This window comes from Paenibacillus sp. HW567 (assembly GCF_000374185.1).
Taxonomy (GTDB): Bacteria; Bacillota; Bacilli; order Paenibacillales; family Paenibacillaceae; genus Paenibacillus_AQ.
The window spans coordinates 2,552,341-2,577,874 of record NZ_KB910518.1 but is presented as its reverse complement, the minus strand read 5'-3'; the positions used below and the strand labels follow the sequence as shown (position 1 = coordinate 2,577,874).

23 protein-coding genes are annotated in these 25,534 nt (G+C 44.4%); 13 read left to right on the top strand and 10 right to left on the bottom strand.

Translation table 11 applies throughout. The features are described from left to right. Positions 1 to 66 precede the first annotated feature (66 nt). On the top strand, positions 67 to 2,688 hold the full coding sequence (gene ppsA, locus B212_RS0111715; RefSeq protein ID WP_019910959.1) for a phosphoenolpyruvate synthase: 2,622 nt from the start codon (positions 67 to 69) through the stop codon (positions 2,686 to 2,688). A 65-nt stretch (positions 2,689 to 2,753) separates the two neighbouring features. Here the strand turns inward: ppsA and B212_RS0111710 are convergent, their stop codons facing one another. Beyond that, positions 2,754 to 3,299: a TetR/AcrR family transcriptional regulator gene (locus B212_RS0111710; RefSeq protein ID WP_019910958.1), complete on the bottom strand. Its 546-nt coding sequence runs from the start codon at positions 3,297 to 3,299 to the stop codon at positions 2,754 to 2,756. A 184-nt stretch (positions 3,300 to 3,483) separates the two neighbouring features. Here B212_RS0111710 and B212_RS0111705 point away from each other — a divergent pair, with 184 nt between their 5' ends. The 4 genes from B212_RS0111705 (at position 3,484) to B212_RS0111690 (ending at position 8,365) form a co-directional block, all read left to right on the top strand. Continuing rightward, positions 3,484 to 4,656 (top strand): MFS transporter, encoded by a 1,173-nt coding sequence (locus B212_RS0111705; RefSeq protein WP_019910957.1) that lies wholly within the window; start codon positions 3,484 to 3,486, stop codon positions 4,654 to 4,656. A gap of 163 nt (positions 4,657 to 4,819) precedes the next feature. Continuing rightward, positions 4,820 to 5,791, top strand: a complete 972-nt coding sequence (locus tag B212_RS0111700; RefSeq protein WP_019910956.1) for an ABC transporter permease subunit — start codon at positions 4,820 to 4,822, stop codon at positions 5,789 to 5,791. 13 nt (positions 5,792 to 5,804) lie between these two features. Further along, positions 5,805 to 6,716 (top strand): carbohydrate ABC transporter permease, encoded by a 912-nt coding sequence (locus tag B212_RS0111695; protein ID WP_019910955.1) that lies wholly within the window; start codon positions 5,805 to 5,807, stop codon positions 6,714 to 6,716. Positions 6,717 to 6,799: 83 nt separating this feature from the next. Next, positions 6,800 to 8,365, top strand: coding sequence for an ABC transporter substrate-binding protein (locus tag B212_RS0111690; RefSeq protein ID WP_019910954.1), 1,566 nt, complete (start codon positions 6,800 to 6,802; stop codon positions 8,363 to 8,365). Positions 8,366 to 8,450: 85 nt separating this feature from the next. Here B212_RS0111690 and B212_RS0111685 read toward each other — a convergent pair whose 3' ends face one another. Further along, positions 8,451 to 9,308 (bottom strand): helix-turn-helix domain-containing protein, encoded by an 858-nt coding sequence (locus B212_RS0111685; RefSeq protein ID WP_019910953.1) that lies wholly within the window; start codon positions 9,306 to 9,308, stop codon positions 8,451 to 8,453. Between the two features lie 104 nt (positions 9,309 to 9,412). Between B212_RS0111685 and B212_RS0111680 the strand changes: the two genes are divergently transcribed. Further along, a complete protein-coding gene (locus tag B212_RS0111680) occupies positions 9,413 to 12,604 on the top strand; it encodes a sugar-binding domain-containing protein (RefSeq protein ID WP_019910950.1) in 3,192 nt (1,063 codons plus the stop codon). A gap of 263 nt (positions 12,605 to 12,867) precedes the next feature. Here B212_RS0111680 and B212_RS0111675 read toward each other — a convergent pair whose 3' ends face one another. Continuing rightward, positions 12,868 to 13,437: a TetR/AcrR family transcriptional regulator gene (locus tag B212_RS0111675; protein WP_019910949.1), complete on the bottom strand. Its 570-nt coding sequence runs from the start codon at positions 13,435 to 13,437 to the stop codon at positions 12,868 to 12,870. Positions 13,438 to 13,658: 221 nt separating this feature from the next. Between B212_RS0111675 and B212_RS0111670 the strand changes: the two genes are divergently transcribed. Beyond that, entirely contained in the window at positions 13,659 to 14,102 is a 444-nt protein-coding gene (locus B212_RS0111670) for a nuclear transport factor 2 family protein (protein ID WP_019910948.1), read from the top strand. A gap of 108 nt (positions 14,103 to 14,210) precedes the next feature. Here the strand turns inward: B212_RS0111670 and B212_RS0111665 are convergent, their stop codons facing one another. The 4 genes from B212_RS0111665 to B212_RS0111655 all read right to left on the bottom strand — a co-directional run bounded on the left by B212_RS0111665 (position 14,211) and on the right by B212_RS0111655 (position 16,139). Continuing rightward, positions 14,211 to 14,885 (bottom strand): hypothetical protein, encoded by a 675-nt coding sequence (locus B212_RS0111665; protein WP_232231550.1) that lies wholly within the window; start codon positions 14,883 to 14,885, stop codon positions 14,211 to 14,213. Positions 14,886 to 14,895: 10 nt separating this feature from the next. Then, positions 14,896 to 15,066 carry a hypothetical protein gene (locus B212_RS35335; RefSeq protein ID WP_019910946.1) on the bottom strand — a complete coding sequence of 57 codons (171 nt, stop codon included), beginning with the start codon at positions 15,064 to 15,066 and terminating at the stop codon, positions 14,896 to 14,898. Positions 15,067 to 15,135: 69 nt separating this feature from the next. Further along, entirely contained in the window at positions 15,136 to 15,765 is a 630-nt protein-coding gene (locus B212_RS31310; protein ID WP_232231474.1) for an ATP-binding cassette domain-containing protein, read from the bottom strand. Between the two features lie 5 nt (positions 15,766 to 15,770). Further along, positions 15,771 to 16,139: a GntR family transcriptional regulator gene (locus B212_RS0111655; protein WP_028530766.1), complete on the bottom strand. Its 369-nt coding sequence runs from the start codon at positions 16,137 to 16,139 to the stop codon at positions 15,771 to 15,773. Between the two features lie 191 nt (positions 16,140 to 16,330). On the opposite strand from B212_RS0111655, the gene B212_RS0111650 reads away from it, so the two are divergent. The 4 genes from B212_RS0111650 to B212_RS34480 all read left to right on the top strand — a co-directional run bounded on the left by B212_RS0111650 (position 16,331) and on the right by B212_RS34480 (position 20,384). After that, on the top strand, positions 16,331 to 17,035 hold the full coding sequence (locus B212_RS0111650) for an ABC transporter ATP-binding protein (RefSeq protein WP_019910943.1): 705 nt from the start codon (positions 16,331 to 16,333) through the stop codon (positions 17,033 to 17,035). Between the two features lie 2 nt (positions 17,036 to 17,037). Next, positions 17,038 to 19,362, top strand: a complete 2,325-nt coding sequence (locus B212_RS0111645) for an ABC transporter permease (RefSeq protein WP_028530765.1) — start codon at positions 17,038 to 17,040, stop codon at positions 19,360 to 19,362. Positions 19,363 to 19,555: 193 nt separating this feature from the next. After that, complete coding sequence (locus tag B212_RS0111640) at positions 19,556 to 20,071, top strand: divergent PAP2 family protein (protein ID WP_269636923.1); 516 nt, start codon at positions 19,556 to 19,558, stop codon at positions 20,069 to 20,071. A gap of 166 nt (positions 20,072 to 20,237) precedes the next feature. After that, positions 20,238 to 20,384 (top strand): hypothetical protein, encoded by a 147-nt coding sequence (locus B212_RS34480; protein ID WP_019910940.1) that lies wholly within the window; start codon positions 20,238 to 20,240, stop codon positions 20,382 to 20,384. A 202-nt stretch (positions 20,385 to 20,586) separates the two neighbouring features. On the opposite strand, the gene B212_RS31305 is transcribed toward B212_RS34480, so the two are convergent. Beyond that, entirely contained in the window at positions 20,587 to 21,582 is a 996-nt protein-coding gene (locus B212_RS31305; RefSeq protein WP_019910939.1) for a phosphodiester glycosidase family protein, read from the bottom strand. After that, positions 21,575 to 22,678, bottom strand: a complete 1,104-nt coding sequence (locus B212_RS31300) for a bifunctional glycosyltransferase family 2/GtrA family protein (protein ID WP_019910938.1) — start codon at positions 22,676 to 22,678, stop codon at positions 21,575 to 21,577. Before B212_RS31300 ends, B212_RS31305 begins: the two co-directional genes overlap by 8 nt. A gap of 105 nt (positions 22,679 to 22,783) precedes the next feature. Between B212_RS31300 and B212_RS0111620 the strand changes: the two genes are divergently transcribed. Next, positions 22,784 to 23,461: a response regulator transcription factor gene (locus tag B212_RS0111620; RefSeq protein WP_019910937.1), complete on the top strand. Its 678-nt coding sequence runs from the start codon at positions 22,784 to 22,786 to the stop codon at positions 23,459 to 23,461. Beyond that, positions 23,454 to 24,794: a sensor histidine kinase gene (locus B212_RS31295; RefSeq protein WP_019910935.1), complete on the top strand. Its 1,341-nt coding sequence runs from the start codon at positions 23,454 to 23,456 to the stop codon at positions 24,792 to 24,794. The genes B212_RS0111620 and B212_RS31295 overlap by 8 nt, the downstream gene beginning before the upstream one ends. A 118-nt stretch (positions 24,795 to 24,912) precedes the next feature. Here B212_RS31295 and B212_RS0111610 read toward each other — a convergent pair whose 3' ends face one another. Next, entirely contained in the window at positions 24,913 to 25,515 is a 603-nt protein-coding gene (locus B212_RS0111610) for a DedA family protein (protein WP_019910933.1), read from the bottom strand. Positions 25,516 to 25,534: the final 19 nt, after the last annotated feature.

Sequence of the window (25,534 nt, the reverse complement as noted above, 5' to 3'; positions counted from 1 at the left end):
GTATCACGGCGGTAAAGCTCCTGTCAAATCTTTTTTCTCAATTAAATGGTTAGGAGAGGATATTGAATGAGTGCTTTGGTTCTCAGTTTTCAGGAGATGGAGAAAACGCAGCTTCAGCTCGTTGGCGGAAAAGGGTTGAATTTAGGGGAATTATCAAACATTGAAGGAATACATGTACCTGAAGGATTTTGTGTTACGACAGTAGGATATCAAAAAGCCATCGAACATAACGAAACCTATCATGCTTTAGTGGGTCAACTAACCATGCTAAAAGTAGAGGATCGGGAGCAAATTAGTGAAATCAGCAGAAAGATTCGGCAAACCATTATGGAGGCAGAAATTCCTTCCGATGTTGTGGGAGCAGTTACTCACTATCTCTCACAGTTCGGTGATAAACTTGGCTTTGCGGTCCGTTCTAGTGCAACTGCTGAAGATTTGCCGCGGGCTTCTTTTGCCGGTCAACAAGATACCTATTTAAATATTATCGGCGTCAATGCCATCCTGCAGCATATCAGCAAATGCTGGGCTTCACTGTTCACGGAACGCGCGGTAATCTACCGTATGCATAATGGATTTGACCAGAGTCAGCTTTATTTATCCGTTATCATTCAAAGGATGGTTTTCCCGCAGGCTTCAGGAATTGTATTTACCGCTGATCCCGTTACTTCTAACCGGAAGCTGCTGTCCATTGATGCCGGTTTTGGACTTGGAGAAGCGCTGGTTTCCGGTCTGGTATCTGCCGATTGTTATAAAGTACAGGATGGGAAGATCGTCGAGAAGAGGATCGCAACCCAAAAATTGGCTATCTATGGACGAAAAGAAGGCGGAACAGAGACCCGGCAGCTCGATCCAAATCAGCAAACAGCTCAAACACTAACTGAACAACAAATTTTACAACTTGCGCGCATTGGAAGACAGATTGAAGCTTATTTCGGCCAGCCACAGGACATCGAATGGTGCTTGGCTGATGATACATTTTATATTGTCCAGAGCCGGCCGGTCACTACTTTATACCCGGTCCCTGAAGCGGATGATCAAGAAAATCACGTTTACGTATCCGTCGGTCATCAACAAATGATGACCGACCCCATAAAACCACTGGGATTGTCTTTTTACCTGTTACTAACTCCTGCGCCCATGCGTAAAGCCGGAGGAAGGCTGTTTGTTGATGTCTCACTTATGCTGGCTTCATCTTCCGGCAGGGATACTTTAATAAATGTCCTGGGAAAAAACGATCCGCTCATAAGAGATGCATTGACGACCGTCATAGAGCGGGAGATTATTAAATTGATGCCAGAAGATAAGAAAGAACAGAGTTACGGTAAAAGCAATCAAGGCCCGGCACCTGCGGATTATCAGACACTCAACGATTACGACCCGACAATCGTTTCTGATTTGATTAAGCGAGGTGAGGCAGCAATCGAAGAGCTACAACATAAGATTCAAACGAAATCAGGAGCCGATCTTTTTGATTTTATCCTGGGAGATATCCATGTATTAAGAGAGAAGAAGAGCGTATCTGATCCACAAAGCTTTGGTGTGATTATGACTGCTATGAATGCTTCATCATGGATCAATGAAACAATGCTGAAGTGGTTGGGTGAAAAAAACGCAGCAGACACGCTATCTCAATCTGTACCAAACAATATCACTTCGGAAATGGGTCTGGCTCTAATGGATGTTGCAGATGTGATCCGTCCTTATCCGGAAGTCATTAATTATTTACAGCATGTAAAAGATGATCGCTTTTGGGATGAACTAGTTAAAATTGACGGCGGACAGGAAACCCAAGACGCGATCTGTGCTTATCTGGGCAAATACGGAATGCGTTGCGCCGGAGAAATTGATATTACCAGAACCCGCTGGAGCGAAAAACCAATTACACTTGTCCCCATGATTCTTAGCAACATCAAGAACTTCAAGCCTAATGCCGGAAAACGGAAGTTCGAGCAAGGGCGACAGGAAGCTATGGAAAAAGAAGAAGAGTTATTAGGCCGATTGAAGCAGTTACCGGATGGAGAACAAAAAGCCAAAGAGACAAAACGAATGATCGACCTAGTCCGAAATCTCATTGGGTATCGGGAATACCCAAAATATAATTATATTAATCGCTTCTTCGTGTACAAGCAGGCTTTAATGAAGGAAGCTGAAAAACTCGTACAAGCAGGCATTGTTCTTGAAAAAGAAGATATCTATTACCTCACTTTTGAAGAGCTTCACGAAGCCGTACGCACCAAAAATTTGGATTACAAGCTCATTAGCAAACGAAAAGACGAGTACAAGTTATTTGAAAAACTAACTCCGCCACGTGTTATCACGTCTGATGGCGAAATCATCGCAGGCAAGTACAAACGAGAAAATCTCCCAGCTAAAGCTATTGCAGGTCTGCCTGTTTCTTCCGGAGTAATCGAGGGGCGGGCACGTGTCATCTTAAAGATGGAAGATGCCTGTCTGGAAGATGGAGATATTTTAGTCACCCCGTTTACTGACCCTAGCTGGACACCCTTATTTGTATCCATCAAAGGCTTAGTCACCGAAGTTGGCGGACTGATGACCCACGGAGCAGTTATCGCACGTGAATATGGCTTGCCGGCAGTTGTCGGGGTGGAAAATGCCACGAAGCTGATCAAGGACGGGCAACGAATTCGCGTGCATGGAACAGAAGGGTATATTGAAATATTGCAATAACTGAGCTGGCGTACTATATAAAAAATGCCCTGTTAATGTCAAACAGGGCATTAAGCACTATATTACTATAGGCTTCTCTCTAATAAGGCGCCAACTTGTTTGGCCATGACTTGCGGCGGGTACGGCATTCCATTTCTAATCCACCATTCGATTACCCCTACATAAGCGGTCCCGGCGTATTGCAGCATAACATCTTCACTTACATCCACATTTTTTCCGCTTTCTCTGTCAATTTCACCATTGAATCCTGCCATAACATAATTAAGCAGCCGGGTTCTAAAAGAGGGGGCACCTTTACTGGCTAACATAGTCGAAAAAAATAAATGGTTTTTCTCAAAGTACTCAAAAAAAGGAACAAGCCCATTGCTCCAATCCAGCTTACATGCCCATTCATCCATTTCCCCTAATTCATTCATGTGTGATTCGATCAGTTTATCCAATAAATCATATTTGTCCTGATAATGAAGATAAATGGTTCCGCGGTTTAGGTTTGCCTGGTCTGCAATATCCTGAATGGTGATCTCATCGAAATTTTTCTCTCTCATTAATTCAATTACAGCTTTTTTCAAGGCTTCCTGCGTTTTAATAATTCTCCGGTCCGTTTTTGCCATCGTATACTCACCAATCTTTCTTATATAATTAACATTTTCGCTTGCTGTGTTGAGATATCAACAAACTGCACTTTTTTATCCATTGATTGTACGCTTATTATTCATATAATAATAGACAGAAGTTGAATAAACAAATTGTTTTGTTAATCCACTGAATGGGCATGTGAAGATAGGAGTTGTTGTTTTGACGAAACGAAACAATTTATTGATTTTTATTTTAACCGTAGGTGTCTTTGGTATTTTAAATACTGAAATGGGCTTTATTGGTATACTTCCGGCTATTTCAGAGCATTTTGATGTCAGTATAGCCAAAGCAGGGTGGCTGGTAAGCTTTTTTGCACTTGCAGTAGCCGTGTCTGGACCGACCATGCCGTTATTATTTTCAGGTATAAACCGGAAGGGAGTCATGTTACTTGTACTTGGTGTTTTCGTTTTGGGAAACATGGTCTCCATATTCACAACTAACTTTACCATTATATTTATTGCTCGCATTATCCCGGCCTTGTTTCATCCTGTATATTGTTCTTTGGCATTTTCAGTAGCTGCAACTTCAGTTAGCAGGGAAGACGCTCCAAAAGCTGTTTCAAAGGTATTCATTGGAGTGTCTGCCGGTATGGTAGTTGGTGTACCCATCGCAAGTTTGATTGCGAATACACTTTCTTTACAAATGGCGATGGTATTCTTTGCGGTTGTTAATGCTCTGGTATTCTTTGCTACATTACTAATTGTTCCGTCAATGCCTGTTGAGGACAGACTTTCTTACAGCGCACAACTATCCATATTGAAAAAATCTATTACTTGGCTTTCAATTGCCGCTGTCATTTTATTAAATTCGTCCGTCTTTGGAGTTTATACGTATCTTGCCGAGTATCTGCAAGCTGTTACGAATATGCCTTTGAATACAATTAGCTTAACGTTATTTATCTATGGTGGTGCCAATATAATTGGAAATATAATTGCGGGAAAACTGCTCACGAATCATGCTTACAAATCTGTAGTATCCTTTCCCTTTGTGTTGGGGGCTGTCTATATCCTATTGTTCTTATTTGGCCAGTTCAGCATACCGGCGGCGGGCATTACTTTAATCTGGGGGATTGTAGCGGGTATAGGGGCGAATCTAAATCAATACTTGATGATGTCCTCAGCTCCTGAAGCACCTGATTTTGCTAACGGTTTGTTTTTATCTGCATGTAACATTGGAACAACCCTTGGTGCGGCTGTAGGCGGACTATTTATATCTGAATTGGGTACGCCATATGTTATATTTGTCGGATTACTCTCTTTGGTTTTGAGCTTTGTAGCCGTTTTACTAAGGAATTATAGGTTCGCCCGAAATAAGCAGATAATTAACCCTTGAATAAGTCCCATTAGAACCCGCGCCCCGCGCGGGTTTTTTGCTTTGAGTTCAAAGTCGTCAAGATACCAAACAAAGCAGGATTGTGAGGGTCTTTAGCATGATGGCGCGAGTAAGTATTTATCTAAATTGATACGATTAGTGCAAAAGAATAGGGAGGTCAAACATGAACAAGATAAATACCGTTAACCGGAATCCCGGTTATCAGCTTCATATCAGGAAGGAAGGCTGGCTGCAGCGGCTCAAAAAAAATAAAGCACTGCTTATTATGTGCATCCCGGCAATCCTGTTTTTTCTTATATTCTCTTATCTTCCGATGCCGGGACTTTATCTGGCATTTGTCCGCTACAACTACTCTGACGGGATATTCGGGAGCCCGTTTGTAGGTTTTGAAAATTTTAAATTTCTGGTCATGACCGGTGATTTATGGAGACTGACCTTTAATACCATTGCCTACAATCTTGCTTTCATTTTATTTGGCAATTTACTTCAGATTACGATTGCTGTTTTTTTGAACGAAATTCGAAAAAAGTGGTTTAAAAAGGCTGCGCAGACTTTAATGTTCCTGCCGTACTTTATCTCTGCTGTATTGATCGGACTAATCGCCTATAACATTTTGAATTATGATTATGGTTTGCTTAACGGTATTCTTCGCTCCGCAGGCATGAATCCGTTGAAAACGTATACAAATTCGAGTGTTTGGCCATTTATCATCGTTCTAACCTATTTATGGCAGTCCACAGGCTACGGTTCTATTGTTTATTTTGCCGCGATTATGGGGTTGGACAGTGAAGTGGTGGAAGCTTCTGAAATAGATGGTGCCCATGCTTTTCAACGTATCCGTTACATCGTTCTCCCTTGGTTGAAGCCAACCTTTGTGATTCTGCTGCTATTTTCACTTGGAGGAATATTACGTGGGAACTTTGGGCTTTTCTTTAATCTTGTAGGAGCAAACAACACCGCGCTTTATGGCACAACCGATATCATTGAAACCTATGTGTTTCGTGCATTAATGACGAATTTTAATTTTCCTATCGGCAGTGCAGTCGGCTTATATCAATCGGTTTTTGGTTTTATCGTGGTGATTACCGCGAATTGGCTCGTTAAAAAATTCTCACCAGATAATTCTCTTTTTTAGGAGGCGGCTTGTTATGAAAGAAGTTATTGAACCTCATGATGTGCGGCGAAGTCCAAGCGATATGCTCGTCAAAACCATCGGGTACGGATTTATCGGTTTGTTCGCTCTTTGCTGTCTGCTGCCCTTTTTACTTGTGCTAGGCACATCATTTACATCTGAAGCTGCCATTCGTCAGAACGGCTTTAATTTCTGGCCATCAGAGTTCAGTACGTTTGCCTACCAGATTGTGTTTGAAAATCCGGGGCTTATTATCGGCTCATACGTGGTGACAATTGGGATCACAGTGGTAGGAACTGCAACCGGACTATTTCTTGTAGCCATGACCGGTTATGCGCTTCAACGTCCGGATTTTCATTACCGTAACAAAATTTCTTTCTTTATCTACTTTACAACGCTGTTCTCCGGCGGGTTGGTTCCTTATTACTTATTAATTACTCAGTATCTTAGCCTGAAGGATAACTATTTGGCTATCTTGCTTCCAGGATTACTGTCTCCTTTCTTAATCATCATGATGAAGAGCTTCGTCCGCTCGATACCGCATGCCATCACCGAGTCTGCCAAAATTGACGGTGCCAGTGACTTTAACATCTTCATCCGGCTTATTCTCCCCATGACCACCCCGGCGCTTGCAACAATCGGCCTTTTTATTGCATTAGCGTATTGGAATGAGTGGTATAACTCTTTATTATTCCTATCTCCGGATATTGAATACCGTCCATTACAGTTGTTCCTGTACAACGTCGTCACCAAAGCGGATTTTATTCGAAATTCGGCTGCCGCCTCTAACGTGCAATTGAGGGATGTTCCATTAGAATCTATGAAAATGGCCACAGCCATCGTAGCAACTGGTCCCGTTATATTGTTCTTCCCTCTTGTTCAACGTTATTTTATCAAAGGCATTACAGTTGGGGCGGTAAAAGGTTGATGTGACGCGGACGGCATGTCCTTCACATAACAAGGGTTCATTGTTGTTTGATTCAGTGTCATCAAAAAAGGGAGGGTTTACACATGTCATTATGGAGAAAAATATCTGTAACGCTGCTCACAATTGTTATGGTAATTACGCTTGCTGCCTGTGGAGGAAAGAAAGATTCTGCTGAATCCACTGACACAACTGTACAAGGCAATCCCGATACTTCAGAATTTGTAAAGATTAAATATCTGGTTCTCGGTGATAAGCCCACCAATGGGCAGTTTGAGAAAGTATTTGCGAAAGTGAATGCAATTATGAAAGAAAAGATTAACGCGGAATTGGATTGGCAATGGATTGAATGGGCGGATTGGCAGACGAAATATAATCTGACCTTGGCCTCTGGAGAGCCCATCGACTTAATCACTATCGGCACAGATTGGCTGGACACATGGGCTAATGCTCAGCGCGGGGCATTTATGCCGCTGGATGAATTGTTGCCGAAATTTGCGCCGGAAACCTGGAAATCAATCCCGGCGGAGGACTGGGAGCAAAGTAAATATAATCATCAGATTGTTCTTATTCCTGAGAACGACTTGACTCAATGGGTAAATCATGGCTTCTTCTACCGCGGTGATTGGGCGAAAGAAGCTGGCATTACTGAGCCCATTAAGGATTGGGAAGGAATTGCGAAGTACATGCAGTTTGTAAAAGACAACAAGAAAGGTGTCATTCCGTGGGAAAATGGTCCAGCAAACATTTCATTCGGCGGGTTCGTTCAATCCTACACGGATAATTTAGAACTGCCCATTTCAACTGGCATGCTGCCTGTATTTGCGGCAAAATCATGGGAAGAGAAGTATACGGTTGTCAGTCCTGTTTTCGGTGATGTGTTCGAAAAATATGCTGCAATGATGAAGGACTGGGCTGACAGAGGATTTTGGCGTGAAGATGCATTGAATAACAAGAATGATCCTCGTGCAGCACTCAGAGCAGGCCTTGCGGGACTTGATCAATACCATACCGAGATCTTCGCCGGATTACGCGTGCAAATGGATAAAGAACAGCCAGGCTCCGATCTTCAAATGTTTCCTTTTGCCCGTACCCGGGGTACGAATCTTCTGGAGACACCAGTCACACATGGAGGGACATCGGTAGGCGCACATAGTAAAAATCCCGAACGTGCACTTATGGCTTATGACTTGATTCGCAATAACGAGGAAATTTATCACTTAATTAACTATGGTATCGAAGGAGTCCAATACGAGATTAAGGATGGAAAACGTTCACTGCCAGCAAGTTATGTAGAATCACAAGATTCATATAGCTCCAACTTCTGGGGCGGCCGTGTCGATAAGTTTGAAATTCCGAGCGACACACGTTGGGATCAGTTGGAGGAAACGCTATATGCGGAATACGATAAGATTAAAAAAGCGTATCCTTATGGTAAATTTGTATTCGATAAAACACCGGTGGACGCTGAGTTAACAGCTATCTCCCAGGTTACCGCTGAAATGGGGCCAGCTATTGCTCTTGGTAAAGCAGGCGACCCCGTTCAGGCTGTACAGCAATTCCGCGACAAGTTGAAGAAGGCGGGTTATGACAAAGTCATAGCAGAACTGCAACAGCAGATGGATGCTTTTAAAGCTGCGGTAGAAAAATAACTTCGTTAAAACATCACGATAAAGGCGTATTTCCATTATGGGAATACGCCTTTTCCTGCACACTCTCTTTATTTCGAACTGGTAGCTAGTTCACTCTATCCCTTTGCTGTTTGCGATAATTTGATGGGCTTATTCCGAAATAACCGGTGAACTTTTTTGAAAAATAGTCCGGGGAATTGAACCCAACTCCAAGAGCAATCTCTGTAATTGGACGAACCGTATATTTGATCAGCTTCTCGGCTTGGTTCAGCCGGTATTTGATCAGCGTTTCGACGATGGAATCCCCCACCTGTTCCTTGAACAAATGGGACAGCCGGGAAGGAGAGAGACATACTCTACTGGCGAGGTCTTCAACCAAATGTTCTTCCATATAATTGGTAGCAAGAATTTCCAACACTTCGCTTATACGGGGGTCCAGCTCCTTCTTCCGCTGATTCTGGCTGGCGACCAGAAGAATAATCTCCTCCAGCGCATTCAGAGTCAGCTCATCCCGCAGCAATACATCCCTGTGCAGCCTATAAGATAACACTCTCCGGAAGGCTGACTCTAGGGCACGGCTGGAGTTCTCATTGTCGATGTGCAGATGAAAGATAGGACCCTTCGTATTGCTGGAGGGCAACCAGTCCATCCAATTCAAACGCGGCAGGAAGTGTGCCCACAGCTTCTCCCACGTATATCCTTCTACTGTAAAATAATTCTGAGGGGTTCCGGGGGATACAATAGTTAACATCCGTTCTGTACAGGCCAAATATTCTCCATCTCCATTATATATGGAGCCTCTCCCCGATAATGTATACATAATTAGCCAATCCTTGGTGCCTTCAGGCCGGTAACAGGTATATCCGTAAGGCTGGCTGTAAAAGTCCGATACAAGGATGCCGGCGGGATGTGTATACTGGTCATCCAATATGCGCATAGCAGGATAGTTAGGGTTATTAGCCATATCCTCATTCCTTTCAGGAGCTGCTCTACTCTACAATTGTATATGAGTCTAACATAAGAAAAAAACATTAGCTAGCAATTCGACATTGAAAAGGGAGTGGCTATATGACATATGCGCAGCAGGCAGAAACGCTTAATTTAGCGGGGACATGGAAATACGCTCTCGATCCTCAGGATCAGGGGGAGCCGGGGTGTTGGTATGATTCCCGGATGTTCAAATCTCAAGGGACTGTAAATCTTCCGGGTACATTGACATTGAATGCAGTAGGTGATGTACAGGAGTGGAGCGACGAGATGAACAGGGAATCAGTCCGCTCCTTACGCCAGCGCTATTCCTACTATGGAGCTGCATGGTACGAATACGAAACGGCAGTTCCGGCTGAATGGGCGGGCAGGCAGTTCATCATATTGCTGGAAAGAGTAATGTTCCAGTCGACATTATGGGTGAACGGACAGCATGTCAGCCAGCAGGATAGTCTGTCTGTTCCCCATGAGTTTGAGGTGACCGCATATATTCGGAGTGGAGAGACGAACCGTTTTACCATTCGGGTTGATAATCGCGATATCCAGAATCTGGGTACTTATCCCAGCGCATATACGGAAGAAACCCAATCCATTTGGAATGGAATAGTTGGGCGGATCGAGCTGCAAGCTTTAGAGCCATTTTTCATTACGGATCTGCAAATTTTTCCTGGGCCGGGGCTGCAATCAGTGACGGTTAAAGGCATATGCCACAATACAACCGGCATAGAGATGCATGCAGCGATAGATTTGGCAGCAGGTATCTGTCACGGCAAAACACAGCATGCAGCGCCAGCTATTCGGAAAACTATGCAGCTTTCTGCGTTCTCCTCGGAGCCCTTTGAATGGTTATATGGGATGGGAGATGAACCGCAAGTATGGGACGAGTTCAATCCCAATATTTATGAGATGAAGCTAGAAGGACGGGTTAACCTCGGAGAGTTACAGATAGAGACAGTGACCCGCCAAACGTTCGGCTTGCGGAGCTTTCAGAGGAATGGAAGAGTGCTGGAGATCAATGGCAGGCCGCTTTTTTTGCGGGGAACACTGGAATGCTGTATCTTCCCGTTGACAGGTCATCCTCCGATGGAGCTGGCCGATTGGCTCAGCCTGTTCGAAACGGCAAAAGATTACGGCTTGAACCATATCCGTTTTCATTCCTGGTGCCCGCCGGAGAACGCGTTTGAAGCTGCCGACCAATTGGGCTTTTATCTGCAGGTCGAAGCTCCCATGTGGATGGATACGTGGAATTCCCCGGTCGGGGCTCACCCGGAACACTACACTTATCTACCTCTGGAAGCACGTCGGATCTTGCTGAAATACGGGAATCATCCATCCTTCTGTATTTACAGCAACGGCAACGAGCTGAATGGTGATTTCGATTTGCTTCACAGCATGGTCTCAGACCTGAAGGCGCTTGATGACAGGCATTTGTATACACTCACAACGAATTGGGACCGTCCGCTGGACCCGGCAGATGATCTGTTCTGCGCCCAGACCGTTGATGAAGCCGGAGCGCGCGGACAATATTTTCTTGATGAGATTGCCAATTCCACGCTTACCGACTTCCGTGAGGCTATAGCCAGAAGGCCAGTTCCCGTGGTTACACATGAAGTAGGGCAATATACCGTTTATCCGAATGTTGAAGAGATTGATCTGTACCATGGAGCATTACGTCCGGTCAATTTGGAAGTTATTCGTGCGGATCTGGATACACGCGGTTTGCTGGGCGATATTCGTAAGCTGGTTCACGGCTCCGGCATGCTTGCGCTCCAGTTGTACCGTGAAGAAATCGAAGCAGCGCTGCGCACGCCGGAGCTTGGCGGATTCCAGTTGCTGGATTTGCATGACTTTCCAGGTCAAAGCACGGCTACTGTCGGTATTTTAAATGCATTCTGGAACTCTAAGGGGTTGATAGAACCCCGGCAATTCCGTAATTTCTGTAATGCTACTGTGTTACTTCTCCGTATGCCCAAACGGATATACACCACTGAGGATATCTTTACAGCAGAAATAAATATCGCACATTTCGGTGCCAGCGAGCTATCAGACGCCTGCATTAAATGGATTATTACGGATGGGGATGGGATCAAGCTTGATCATGGCTATGTAGAGGCAGAGAAGATTCCTCTTGGTTCAGGCATTGTCCTTGGACAATTTACAACTGAGGTTCTGAAGCAGCTTCGAAAAAGTGACCGGTTGTCAGTAACTTTGGAATTGGCAGGTACGGAAATCCGTAACGAATGGCCGATCTGGGTATATTCACGCACAGAGGAGCAGGTCGATATCACGCCGGAAATTACGATAACCAGTACGCTGGATGACGAGCTGTTGCGTAAGCTGGCCGATGGAGAACGGGTTCTTTTCCTCGCCAAAGAGGGGGAGTTAGAGCACTCGGCAAGAGGCAAGTTCCATCCTGTCTTCTGGAGTCCGGTACATTTTGCCACTGAAAATCCATGCGGTATTATCGTAAATCCTGTTCATCCGGCACTGAAACACTTCCCGACAAGGGAGTATGCAGAATATCAATGGAAGGATCTGCTCGATCATTCAGTATCGCTCGTACTAAATCTTGATGTGCCATTCGATCCGATCGTTCAGGTGATTCCTAACTTCTATCATAACCGGAAGCTGACCAATCTTACGGAATATAACGTCGGCATGGGCAAGTTACTCATCTGCGGCATTAATATCGAGGATGCATTGGAGATCAGACCTGCAGCGGCACAGCTTCGTAAAAGCCTGATGGATTACATGTCCACTGCTGATTTTGCGCCAAGCATGACGCTGGAGATCAATGCACTCCGTACGTTATTGAAGAAAAAAGAGCCTGGTTCCCATTCGGAAGGGGGGCACATCCCTCAGAGCCGTGAGCTTGCCTTGGGCAAAAAAGCTTCAAGTGACAGCGTGAGAGATACCCATCATAAAGCAAACAACGGGAACGATGGCATCGGGCATACGATGTGGCTGGCGGAGGACGAGCTTGCGGGTCACTGGTGGCAGGTCGATCTGGGAGAAGAACAGGCTCTCACAGGAATCCGGGTGAAATTCCACCAGGAGGGCAATTTCCTGTACGTCATTCAAGCTTCAATTAACGGGATAGATTGGAAGGTAGCCTCGAACCAGACTGGTCAGACATCAACCGATCAGACACGGGTTGACCGATTTAACGCAACCGGAAGGTACGTAAGAATTATCTACAACGGGCTGCCAAAAGGCTTGAGTGCGGGACATTATTCATTTGAGGTATATGGGGGGGAATTGGCTAAAAATTAGGGGCTTCTTTCGTCCCGACCTCAGCTTAATAGTGATAGCTGTGGAGACTGACAAGTGAATGATGACAGGCTAGATAGAATTTCTCTTGCGGGAACAGCTTTCAGGCCCTAGCTACCAAGAGCGTCCTGGTATTTAAGCAGCGCGCTCTTGGTTTTTTTACATGGACTATAGACTTCTCTCTAACAGAATACCAACTTGTTTGGAATGGATCGACCGAATATGGGACTCAGCCTTATCCGTCAGCGATACCGCACACAGATAATTTAATTAATCACTTGGTTTCTTTTTAACAATCCCCATAATTGCTCCGCTACATCCTCTGGTGATTGAGGCATATTATTCAGGATCCACCATTCGATTACTCCGACAAAGGCTGAAGCCATGAATTGAGTGATGAATTCTTTGCTGTAATTTTGGTTGTCCCCGTCCATATTAATATGGATTTTGATGTGGGTCGTAATTAGTTCCAACATCCGATCACGGAATACAGGGATTCCTTTATTCGACAGCATCGAAGCGTAAAATGAATGATTCTTTTCAAAATACTGAATAACTGGCAAAAAGGAGGATTGAATTAAATCAATCGTTTCTCCGTCGGCATCTGTTGTCGTCGTAACCGAAACAATGTTGTTCAAATTCTCTTCTATGCACTTGTTTAGCAGGTCGTATTTATCCTGATAATGAAAATATACCGTCCCTCTATTGATGTTAGCTTGTTCGGCGATTTCATTAATCGTAATGTCCTCAAAGTTCTTTTTAGCGATTAAAGACATAAAAGATTGAAAGATAGCTTCCTTCGTCTTTACGATCCTTCTGTCGATTTTTTCGCCCATTCTTCATAACCTCCATTAAATATCTATCAGTTTAACGTATTGTGTTGGATATCGAACAAAGTGCGCCACATTAGCGATTGAACTGTTCCGTATACCTTATATAATAACATTAAGTTTTATTTATTCAACAAATGTTGGATAGTGAAACGAATGATGAGAAAAAAGAAAGGATGCAACTTAAACACTAAAATATTAAGAGATAATTCAAGGAGGACAAGTCTATGTCACTGCAAACTGTACAAGCCAAAATGGAATTAAAAGAACTGGTAGATTCTTACGCAACGTTAACCGATGCAAAGAAAATTTCGGAGCAAATGCTTTTGTTTACGCCGGATACGCAATTCAGGATTTACTTTGGCGACCAATTGGTGTCTGAAGTCACCGGAACAAAACAACTGGAAGAGGAGTTCAACGGTCATGTTGCCCATGTGAAACGTTATTTTTCCACCAACGCACAACACGTGGTAAGTGTGGATAACGATACTGCGACAGGAGTACTTTTCTCTCAAATGAAAATGGTAAGAGATGATGAAGAGGGCAAAGAAGTGATCACGGACTATAGCGTACAATACCATGACGTTTATGTGCAGCATAATGGAAAGTGGCTCATAAAAGAACGTACTTCACACTATATCATTGTCGAAGCAAGACGACTACAAAGCTAATCTAATCTCAATGAAAATAAAAAATGACAGGATCGTTGGGTTAACGACTCCGTCATTTTTTAATGTCATTTAACCCTTATGATAAACGGTTACTGGTTACAGTGGTTATCAATGAACCCTCCTCCTGGTGAAGAGCCACCCGCCTGCCGCAAATAGAAGGTACAGCAAGAGGTTGAATCCTACGCCCAGCAGAAGCGAATCGTTGATCAGCAGCGTTGCGAAAAAGGAGGCGACATGAACCCTCAGTGAAGGAATTGCCGTTCCGACCGGGATAGCCGTGAGAAGCAATGCGGACAACAGCCAGCCTGCAGCATTGGAATATCCTGACACCAGCATGCTCAGAAGTGCCATGCCCATCAGGTAAAAGGCCGTCTGATAAAGGAATGAGCCTGCAAAGCCAAAGTTAGTCCAATGAAAGGCATCGACTAAGTCAACGGTACCGGCATAATTGTGAAATGCATGAATCTGCAGCGTGATCCATATGGAGTTGATTAGAGCAACGGCTGCCGCCCAGACGGCAAACACGGCATGAAGACCTATGAAATATTGCTTCCGGCTGGCGCCTAAATGAACGATTCGTCTGAAATAGCTAAGCGGCAACACGATAGCCATCAGCGGCAACAGCAGAATGAGCATGTTGGTCTCCGATAGGCGGGATAATCCGCTACTGTCTGTAAGAGAGGTAATGATAAGTTCAGCAATTCTACCCAGCACGATAATCATCAGGACGGACCAGATATACATTTTGAGTTGCCTATAAGTTGCCTGTAAATGAACACCCATAGCATCCAATTCAAAGTCCCCCTTCGATCAAATACAGGAATAACTTTTGAAGACTCAACGTTTCGATTGAGATGTCCTGCTCGCGGGCTTGCCGCAGATCTTGGTCATCCAGCTTCTCATAAATAGCCGCAAGCATTCCTCGTCCATAGGCCTCATGGTATAAAACGCGCTTCCCTGCCATAAATGAGGACACAGTCTCCGCATTTCCCCGAACAAGATGAGCGGATAGGCGTATTTGCTCCATATCATCCTAAAGCAGGAGAGCGCCTGATTCAAGGATGAAGATTTTTTCCGCAACCGGGGCAATCTCGTCAATCAGATGTGTAGACAGCAGAATTGTGCGCGGATGATTGGCGTAATCCTCGAGCAGCGTCTTGTAGAACCGTTCCCTCATCAACACATCCAGCCCCAGAACCGGCTCATCGTATAAGGTAATCTGCGCCCGGCTGGCAAGACCGATTATATTGCCGATAAGCGACTGGGTGCCGCTTGAAAGCTGCCGAATCTTTTGGTCCGGATCAATTAGAAAAAGGCTGAGCAGCTCCCGGGCGTAGGACCAATCCCATTGGGGATGGAAACACGCGGCAATCTCCAAAGCCTCGATCACTCGCGCGCTCCCGAAGTGCCGGTATTGATCGCGGACATAACAAAAATCCTTCGGCAGTTCCCCTCTGCCCAGCTTCTTTCCGCTAACCTCAATCGTACCCGAATCCGCCACGATTCCGCCCGCAATGGTGTTCAGTAAAGTGGTTTTTCCGGCACCATTTCGCCCTAACAAGCCGTAAATCACATTTTCCTCCAACTGCAAATCCAAATTCCGCAATGCCGGGACAGGGCCATAGGATTTGGTTAAATTGCCGCAAGCCAAAGCTATACTCACGGAGTTCAGTCCTTTCTCAACTGTTTGATCATGTCAATGATTTCTTCGATTGTCAGCCCGAGCTTGTTAGCCTCGTTCAACAGATCGGACAACAGCTCCTTATAAAAACGATCTCTTCGCTTGAGCTGAATCTTTTCTTTCGCATCAGCCGTAACAAACATGCCCAGCCCTCTTTTTTTGTACAAAATTTCCTCATTGACCAGCAGGCCGATCCCTTTGACCACGGTTGCCGGATTGATCTGAAACAGTTGGGAAAACTGGGCAACAGAAAGAATCTGCTCGTCCACGCGAAACGTGCCGTTCAGAATATCATCCTCGATCAAATGGGCGACTTGCTGGAAAATCGGTAAATTATCATCGAAAGTCATGGTCATGGCTTCACCATTCGTCCTATTAGTATGTTACTCATCCAACATACCATAAGGGATGAAAAATAAATTGTCAATTGCTGCGATCTTTCATACCGCTGCAGGTTGACAGCTAATTATTTGTGCATTACAGTATGCTACATGAGTAACATACTAACATACATATTCCGTATAGACAATCGAAGGAGATGAAAGAAGTGAACAAGCTGATTGAATTCAAACATGTTGTAAAAGAGTACACAGTAGGAGAGGTACCGATTAGAGCGCTTGACGGCGTTGATTTTTCCATTTCGGAAGGGGAGTTCGTAGTCGTCCTGGGGGCCAGCGGAGCAGGCAAAAGCACGATACTCAATATATTGGGCGGCATGGATACGGTTACCTCAGGCCAAGTATTTGTCGGCGGTCAAGAAATCACGAAATTAAATGAAAAGAAATTGACCCGCTATCGCGCCGAGAAGGTTGGTTTTGTGTTTCAGTTCTACAATTTGATCCCGAACTTAAATGCTTTGGAAAATGTCGAATTTGCCGTTGAGGTTTGCAAGGACCCTCTGGATGCCAAAGATATTCTGCGGAAGGTGGGATTAAGCAACCGGATCAGAAACTTCCCTTCCCAGCTCTCGGGGGGCGAGCAGCAGCGGGTGGCGATAGCCAGAGCGGTTGCCAAAAATCCGCTGCTGCTGCTCTGCGACGAACCCACCGGCGCTTTGGATTATATGACGGGCAAGGCCGTATTAAAGCTTCTTGAGGACTTAAACCAAGAAACGAACAAATGCGTGGTTCTGGTCACGCACAATTCAGCGATCGCTCCGATGGCGGACAAAATCATAAGGGTGAAAAGCGGAAAAATTGAAAGTATTACCATCAATGAGAACAGACAAAGCGCCGAAGGGATTGAGTGGTGAGCATGAAGCTGTTATTCAAATTATTGCGGGATATCAGACAGTCGTCAGGTCAGTTTCTCTCCTTCGTGCTGGTTGTCGCGGTAGGCGCTTTTTTCTACACGGGACTGGCCACCTTAAGCAATAACTTGAGCACTTATACCGAGGCTTATTTCAAAGAGTATAATTTAAGCGACTTGAATGTTTATTACAGTCATCTTACTCAAAAGGAGATCGCAGAGTTAAGCAAAGTGGAGGGTATTTATCGACTAGAAGGGCGGTATACCTTCGACGCAACGGAATCGTTTGATGGTTATCGTGCGGCGCTGAAAATCCACTCCATCCCCGAAAACAATAAAATCAACAGGCTCGCCATGACGGAGGGCAGCCTTCCATCGGGCAAAGACGGGATAGTTCTTGATTCCGGCTATGCTAAAGAGCATCACTATACGGTTGGCGACATAATCACCCTCCGCGTCAATGACAAGGAACTGGCGTTTACAATCAGCGGTTTGGGTGAAAATGTGGAGCATGCAAAAAAAAATGAAACGCAGGATCATAAAAGCTATGGAATTGCTTACGTTGGAGAAGAGGTCATACCGGAGATTGCAGGCAGTTTTTTCTTTAATGAGCTGTTGGTGGATGCCAAAGCGGGTTACGATACCGGGCAAATAGGGAAATCCATTGAGGCGCAGTCCAAAGGGCTTTCATACCTGGGACAGGAGAGCAAAGAACGGTCGTTCAGCTATTCCCGTCTGATGGCCACGCTCCATAACAATAGGCTGATGAGCAGGGTTATTCCTCTCGTTCTTTTCTTGATCGAAGCGATTATTTTGTCCCTGGCCATGTCCAGAATAATTGATTCGGAACGAAATCAAGTCGGCATTATGAAGGCTTTGGGCGTAAAAGACAACAGCATCATGTTACATTATATGGGTTATCCTGTGCTGATCGGCATTGTGGGAGCGATGCTGGGCTATGCGCTTTCCGCGGCTGTGTTTGTTCCCTTTATCTCGGTATCGAATGCCAGGTCTTATTCGCTGCCGGAGATACATTTCGCTCTCTCGTATGATTTAATGCTGCCGCCGATTATCGTCTCCAGCCTTTTCGGGATGTTTGCTTGCTACTTGAGCATAAGAAGTCTGTTGAAGGAACGTGCGGCCCAGGCGATGCGCCCCAAGCCTTCGAAAACAATGAAAGCCATATTCATCGAAAGAATTCCCGGCCTCTGGAGCCGCATGCCGTACAACTATAAGCTCATCTTGCGAAATATCTTTTTGAACAAGAAAAAAGTGTTGGCCAGTACAGTTGGCGTCATGGTCAGCACCGTGCTGTTAATCACGGCTTTTGGCACTCAAGCGTCCCTGCAAAAGGTTGCGGGCCAGTTCGAGCAGGTGTATACCTATGATCTTAGGGTTGATTATAAAGCGGGCGAAACCTTGGATGAGAGGACACTGCCCGCCGGCATTAAAAGCCATCACTTCCTAGCCTCATTTCCCATTGAATTGAAACAGAATAACCAAACCGAAAAAGCTACATTGCTTGTAACGGAAAAGGACAACAATCTCATTCATTTCTATGACGACAATGACAATCCGCTATATTTGGAGCATACTGGCGTGCTGGTGCCGAAATCTTATGCCGATCAATACAGTATTGCGGAAGGGGATACCATCCAGGTTGCGTTTACTGCCCCCGGGATAAGCAACAAGACGGTGGAGATGAAGGTGCTGGATATCTCCACGCAGTATTCAAGCCCGTCTTTTTACATCACACCGGAGTATTTGACCAGCTTAGGGCTGACATACAAGCCAACCACACTGTTGGTGGAAACCGATTCGGCAGCAGATCCGGCGGGTATCCGGAGCTATTTCGAGCAAGATCAAAGAGTGGATGCCATTTCCGGTAAGGCGGATTTGCGGAAGGAGGCCCGTTACATTTTGCAGCAGAACAGCTTTGTCTTTATCATGTTTATTATTTGCGCTGTCATCCTCTCCTTTGGCGCGATCTACACCATATCGTCGATCAACATCTACGAGAGGAACCGCGAGCTTGCAACACTTAAAGTGCTGGGCTATTACAAAAAAAAAATTAACCGGCTTATCTTTTTTGAAAATATTATTATTACGACATTAGCAGTGCTGGCAGCCTTCCCGATTTGCGGATATGTCTATGAGATGGTTGTAAAAGCGTTGTCCAGCACCCATCAGCAAATCCCCAATCAATTAAATATGCTCATTGTATGGCTGTCGGCACTGATTGCCTATGCGCTCACTCTTTTGGCCAACCTGCTGCTCAGACGCAACGTCAGCCGAATCAATATGATTGAATCCTTGAAAGGTCTGGAATAGTACCTAAACCGGTATAATTGTTAGCCGACAAGAACATAGTCCCATTGAGAGCCGCTAAATTAGCGGCTTTTTTGTACATCCAGCATGGGCGATGCGCATTGACGGTGAAAACACAACCTTTAACTTGGGGCCGGATTCCTTCAGGGGTATGATCAGCCAACATGCAAATTAATAAACGGTTAAGATATGTTTCATGACCAGTTTATACTTTTGCCTTACGATTAATAAAACATTACAAGTTCATGGCAGGAGGCTTATTACATTGCATGCATTTTATAATTTTCCTCTTTTCTCAGCCTTAATCGCTATGATTCTGGCTCAAGTGATCAAGGTCCCCTTGAATCTATTTATAAATAGATCGTGGAATCCGGCACTCGCCTTCAGCACGGGAGGAATGCCTAGTTCTCATTCTGCTGCTGTCGCCTCACTTGCGGCATCTATAGGGATACTCGATGGATACAGATCCTCTTTGTTTGCGATTGCCGCTGTCGTATGTGCGATTACGATGTACGATGCAGCAGGTGTCCGGCGTCATGCCGGAATACATGCTTCTGTACTAAACCAGATAACCTATAACCTTTCAGAAATAACTAAAGGAGAGACGACAGCGGTCCATCTGAAGGAGCTTCTTGGGCATCGTCCTATGGAAGTACTGGCTGGACTAATATTAGGTGCGTTAACCAGTTATGGATTATATTATTTGGGCTGATTTATTGTTCATGTGTATAATTTGCTTAGACACACTTAGCCTATTCACCCGTAAGGGTGATTTTTTTGTTCATTTTTTTTTAAGGATTGTTTCACAGCGAGTTTATATTTTGTGTCTATACTGAGCTTGCTGAAAGCGTAAGAGACGATCTGAGGAGGAGATTTATATGAAAGAACAATATGAAATTGATCAATTTCTAAAGGAGATTAGGGATATTGAGAGCAAAGTATACCAATTACTTCAACAATCGAATTTATCGGAAGAAGAGAAGCATTACATACTCAATCATATCCTAGTGGTGCCTTGTTTCTGAGTGGTTGCACTGCCTGCCGGATAGAGAGTATGAGAGAAATAACACAGAATACAAGCAGGATTTTATAAGATACAACGTTGGTGGTGAAATTCATCATCGGATTGTACCAGTCGAGCACGGCAAAAATCAGAAATGTGAAGGATAATACGATACAAAGATGAGACAATATTCTAAAAAACATTAATTAAACACCTCATTTTTCTTAGTTAGTTGGTTCAGCAATGTAGACACTATCCATAATTTTTTTGGAGGGTTTACTAGGGTGGTTAACCACAGCGCTGTGTAAGGTCATAAATGTGGTGTTGCCACCGTCAAGATTGTAGGCCGCGACACAACCAAGATCTTCAAAGACGGCTGCAAGCTCTGGAAGCAACATTCCTCTAGAATAATTATCTTGCCTTCCATCCGCAACAACAAAAGAGTAGTGCCCAGGTTCGAAATATCCTATAGCACTGCGCGGATGGTTTTTTCGAATGTAATCCCAGGTGTTGAATTCCTTAAGGGCCCGTCCATTCTCATCCAGCAGCTTTGGGCCGAACACCCATGTTTGCAGTACGCCCTTTTTAATAGCCTGTTGCGGGTTGAAGCTGCTTGGACTGCTGGTAACCATTGTTCCATCCTTATAGAGTACGCAGATATCTGCATTGGTAAAATTCGTGCGATAGACCGTACCGTTTCTTACTAAGAGCCCGTTTAGATGACTTAAATTTAAGCTATATGAATCACCGTTCATTGCCAGGATCGCTCCGACTTCGCTGCTCATCTCTGCTAATGATTGATTGCCCCCGTCATAAGTGTTGTTAGCAAAATGAGTCTGAAAACTCTTTATATCTGCCATATAGATATCAGCAATGTAGTAAGTCAAGGTATTTGAACCGTTGCCTATTGTATGTTTTGAAATTTTAATTGACAAATTTGGACTAGAATAAGAATTAGCAGTAGAGACAATTTTGCTCGTAAAGTGTGTGGCAAATTTACTTCTCCAATCTGATGAATGGGTTATTTCTCCTGAGTGACTGGAGCTTGGCGAAAGACCGGAAGTGATGCTCTTTGTATTTGTTAAGTTGTTAGGTGATGTTGATGGCATCTCATATACAATAAAAAACACGATCAGCACAAGTACTGTAGCTAAAACCACATCAAGAAATAACAGAAGAAGGATATGAACCCATCTTCTAAGTCTGGTTGTATCATGCATGCTTTACTTCCTCGTTCGCTTGGGATGTGAAATCTTTAGATTTGAAAATTATTAGGGACTGTACTAGAAAACTAATGATAAAAAGTAAGAGCTCAGTCAGTATTTTGGACAAATACGGAGGAAACCCTACTATTCTGGTAAAAAAAGAAAGGAAGATGCTATTCGCAATAAGTATGCCGAAGGCAAGCAGCACGTATTGAGGTAGCGTTTGGGTTACACTTTTCTTTTTATGAAAAACGGTATTCTTGTTAAGTGTGTAGTTAACCGTCGCACTGAGGGTCCGCGCTACAATATTGCTGATAATAAAATGGTACGGAATAGCGGCGGTTAGCGAAGCCAATACCAGAAAAGCAACATAGTCAATCGCAAAGCTAAGCAGGGAGATGGAGGCAAACTTGAAAATCGTTCTGTAGATTCTTATTGAATCTTTAATTGCATTAAAATGCGAGAGTGAATTCTGCCGGTCGAGGTAGACTGTATCAATCGGCCTCTCCAACATTGAAATGCCATGATTATCACACTGCAATAGCATATTCATTTCATATTCATAACGCTCACCCGGAATTTGCAGCATGAAGTCTAATAGGCTGTGGTCAAAGGCACGCAGTCCGGTTTGTGTATCGCTGACCCTTGCCTTACTAACGGCAGAAAAAACAGCCCGGGTTATTTTATTTCCAAATCGCGATCTTGCCGGAACGGTCTTATCAAATTGCCGTACTCCCAGAACTAGGGAATGCTCATTGGCAGCCGCCGTCTCAATAACTGCTTCCATATCCTTTGGTAAATGCTGACCATCGGCATCCATCGTAACAATAAGCCCAGTGTCCGAAATATTATCGGATAAATATTGAAAAGCCGTCTTGAGGGCAGCTCCCTTTCCCCGATTAACGCTATGGTGAATAACGGTTGCCTTACTCTTCAATATGTCCCACATGGCGTCGAATTCCGAGCTGCTTCCATCATTTACAATAAGCACCTCGTAACCGGCAGCGGTAATGTCATGAACAAGATTCACCAGTTGCTCCGGCGGCTGAAAAGCTGGGATTACCACATAACGGGTTGCTTCTTTTAAAAAGCTTGAGTTGTACTCTTTCATCTGTGCTGTCCTCCTTTACATCATAGCTTTAGCATAAGGGAGCAAAATGAGAGGACCATGAAGAGAAAATGAGATTTTCTCATTTCGAAAGGAGTTAGCTGTTGCATGAGAATTTTAGTAATCGAGGATGACACTGCACTACACCGTATTCTCTCCAAACGTTTGAAAGAAGTAGGTCATTCAGTGGATGGCTGCTATGATGGCGAGGAGGGTCTGAATTATGCAAGAGCCTTAGAATATGATTGTATAATTCTAGACTTAATGCTTCCGAAGAAAGACGGGATCTCCATCCTGCGGGAGCTTCGTAGTTACGGCAATGTGTCTCCAGTCATGGTTCTAACTGCCAAAGACTCCATTACAGATCGGGTGACAGGGCTGGATGCCGGGGCGGACGATTATCTGACCAAGCCATTTTCATTCGAAGAATTGTCGGCACGTTTGCGGGCCTTGCTTCGGCGCAGCGGAGATACAAAGGAAATTGTGTTAAAACTGGCCGACTTGATGTTAAATACAGCAACCCACACTGTAATGAGGGCTGGACAGTCCATTTTGCTGACATCCAAAGAATATGCGCTTCTGGAATACTTGCTGCGAAATCAAGGCCACATTCAAACACGGTCACAAATTTCCGATCATGTGTGGAATTATGAATTTAATTACGATTCCAACATAGTAGATGTGTACATTCGTTATTTACGTAATAAGGTAGACAAGGACTTTTCAGCGAAACTGATTCATACCATACGGGGCTTCGGTTATGTCATGAGGGAAGAAAATGCATAGGATGAAAATCCGGACGAAAATGATGTTGTGGTACTCCCTATTCTCAATCTTGATTCTGGCAATGTTACTTCCGTTGGTTTATAGTACGGTATCAAATTCCCTGTATCAAGGCTTGAAATCGGATCTTGGGTTAGTAATCTCTCAAATGATATCCGTTTTGGAAGTGGATGATGGAGAATTGACAATAAACACCACTATGGAAATGGAAGGCGATGCCTCCGTATGTATAACAGATGAGGCAAATAACATCATATACGCTAAGCGAAATGGGGATTGGATGGGAAAAGAATCAGTTACCGGCTCGCAGATGGTGGTCACCCACAATGGAATCAGATGGTTAATCGTCAAAAAGCACTATTTCTCTAATGGGATAGAACTCACTCTGTATGCAGGCAGTTCCACCTCTACGTTGTCAGCTTCGCTTGGAAATTTAAGATTATTGCTTTTGGCTCTCGTTCCATTGTACCTCTGCATTTCCGCTCTGGGTGCATTTTTTATTGCCGGGCATACGCTAAAGCCAATTGCTGCAATTACGGAGACTGCCCGCTCCATTCGCGCCGGTGATTTTTCACGACGCAGCAATGTTATAGAGTCAAAGGATGAGGTTGGAGAATTGTCATGGGCCTTTAACTCTATGTTAGATCAAGTGGAAAATTCAATTCAACGCGAGCGCCAGTTTTCGTCGGCAGCCTCCCATGAATTGCGCACTCCGATTGCTGTCATTATAGCATGCGTAGAGGACGCTTTGAATGGAGAGCAGACTTCTGGTAATCTTGAGAATCTGACTGCGATTCAAAGAGAGACGGGCCGCATGAATCATATCGTTTCACAGCTTCTTATACTCACCCGGGGTTATGAAGGGCGTTATTCTGTTAACAGAGAAGGGATACCCCTAAATGATATGGTGAATTCTGTCATGGAGGAGCTTTACAATTTGGCCGCGAGATCCGGCGTAACCCTTACAAATGATATTGAGAAGAATATAACTATCTATGCCGACCAAAGTCTCATGACACATTTTTTTGTAAATGTCATTGAGAATGGTATTAAGTACGGCAAGAACGGTGGTGCAGTGAATGTGGCAGCAAAAAACAGTGGAGGCATGACTGAAATTATCATTTCTGATGATGGTATCGGGATAAACGCAGAGGATCTCCCACATATTTTTGAGCGGTTTTATCGTGCTGACAAAGCGAGAGACCGTACGGGAGTTGGACTAGGGCTGTCTATTGTAAAATGGATTGCGGATACCCATGACAGTGAAATTACAGTCTCTAGCGTGGAGGGGAAAGGAACGGAGTTTCGTATATTAATTCAGCAGGGAGGGGCATAGGTCTCCAGAATATTCTCCATTTGAGCAGCAAATTCGCGGCTTGATTTGGCTGGAATGCACTCATCTATGCCTGTTTCCCATATACATAGAACGCTAGGGTTTATGCGAAGCTTTTACTTTACCCCAGCGTTTTTTTCTTGCGGGTTAACGCTTTATACAAGACATAGATGAGCATTAAACCGATAGCTCCCCATAGAATAGGCCGTGTATACGGTGCGGCGTTCTCATTGATGTTCTTCCAATTTTCGCCCAGCGTCTTGCCCAGCGATACAAATAAAATCGCCCAAGGGACAGAAGCAAGTCCTGAAAACACCAAGAATTTGACCATATTCATTTTGGCGATACCTGCGGGAATAGAGATCGCTTGACGGACAACCGGAATAAAGCGAGAGGTGAAAACTACACCCACACCATACTTCTGGAACCAGCGTTCCGTCAAATCCACATGCTTGGTTTTGATATGCAGGTACTTTCCGTACTTGTCCACAAAGGCTCTTCCTCCATACAGACCAATTGCATATAAAATAACCTGCTGCAGAAGACATCCAATAGTTCCGAAGATTACGGCCTCAATCAGATTGATTTGCCCCTGATAGACCAGATACCCTGCATAAGCCAATACGATTTCACTTGGAATTACCTCAAGTGCCAGTCCCAGTAAGATCCCCCAGTACCCCATACCTGTGATAAATTCCAAAATCCGTTGAATGATATCTCCCATTTTAATCCCATCCTTTTCT

Bases quoted from the DNA above. Each gene is read 5' to 3' on its own strand.
- ppsA (WP_019910959.1), top strand. From the start codon at position 67: ATGAGTGCTTTGGTTCTCAGTTTTCAGGAGATGGAGAAAACGCAGCTT.
- B212_RS0111710 (WP_019910958.1), bottom strand. From the start codon at position 3,299: ATGGCAAAAACGGACCGGAGAATTATTAAAACGCAGGAAGCCTTGAAA.
- B212_RS0111700 (WP_019910956.1), top strand. From the start codon at position 4,820: ATGAACAAGATAAATACCGTTAACCGGAATCCCGGTTATCAGCTTCAT.
- B212_RS0111695 (WP_019910955.1), top strand. From the start codon at position 5,805: ATGAAAGAAGTTATTGAACCTCATGATGTGCGGCGAAGTCCAAGCGAT.
- B212_RS0111690 (WP_019910954.1), top strand. From the start codon at position 6,800: ATGTCATTATGGAGAAAAATATCTGTAACGCTGCTCACAATTGTTATG.
- B212_RS0111685 (WP_019910953.1), bottom strand. From the start codon at position 9,308: ATGGCTAATAACCCTAACTATCCTGCTATGCGCATATTGGATGACCAG.
- B212_RS0111680 (WP_019910950.1), top strand. From the start codon at position 9,413: ATGACATATGCGCAGCAGGCAGAAACGCTTAATTTAGCGGGGACATGG.
- B212_RS0111675 (WP_019910949.1), bottom strand. From the start codon at position 13,437: ATGGGCGAAAAAATCGACAGAAGGATCGTAAAGACGAAGGAAGCTATC.
- B212_RS0111670 (WP_019910948.1), top strand. From the start codon at position 13,659: ATGTCACTGCAAACTGTACAAGCCAAAATGGAATTAAAAGAACTGGTA.
- B212_RS0111665 (WP_232231550.1), bottom strand. From the start codon at position 14,885: ATGGGTGTTCATTTACAGGCAACTTATAGGCAACTCAAAATGTATATC.
- B212_RS35335 (WP_019910946.1), bottom strand. From the start codon at position 15,066: ATGGCAGGGAAGCGCGTTTTATACCATGAGGCCTATGGACGAGGAATG.
- B212_RS0111655 (WP_028530766.1), bottom strand. From the start codon at position 16,139: ATGACCATGACTTTCGATGATAATTTACCGATTTTCCAGCAAGTCGCC.
- B212_RS0111645 (WP_028530765.1), top strand. From the start codon at position 17,038: ATGAAGCTGTTATTCAAATTATTGCGGGATATCAGACAGTCGTCAGGT.
- B212_RS0111640 (WP_269636923.1), top strand. From the start codon at position 19,556: ATGACCAGTTTATACTTTTGCCTTACGATTAATAAAACATTACAAGTT.
- B212_RS34480 (WP_019910940.1), top strand. From the start codon at position 20,238: ATGAAAGAACAATATGAAATTGATCAATTTCTAAAGGAGATTAGGGAT.
- B212_RS31305 (WP_019910939.1), bottom strand. From the start codon at position 21,582: ATGCATGATACAACCAGACTTAGAAGATGGGTTCATATCCTTCTTCTG.
- B212_RS31300 (WP_019910938.1), bottom strand. From the start codon at position 22,678: ATGAAAGAGTACAACTCAAGCTTTTTAAAAGAAGCAACCCGTTATGTG.
- B212_RS0111620 (WP_019910937.1), top strand. From the start codon at position 22,784: ATGAGAATTTTAGTAATCGAGGATGACACTGCACTACACCGTATTCTC.
- B212_RS31295 (WP_019910935.1), top strand. From the start codon at position 23,454: ATGCATAGGATGAAAATCCGGACGAAAATGATGTTGTGGTACTCCCTA.
- B212_RS0111610 (WP_019910933.1), bottom strand. From the start codon at position 25,515: ATGGGAGATATCATTCAACGGATTTTGGAATTTATCACAGGTATGGGG.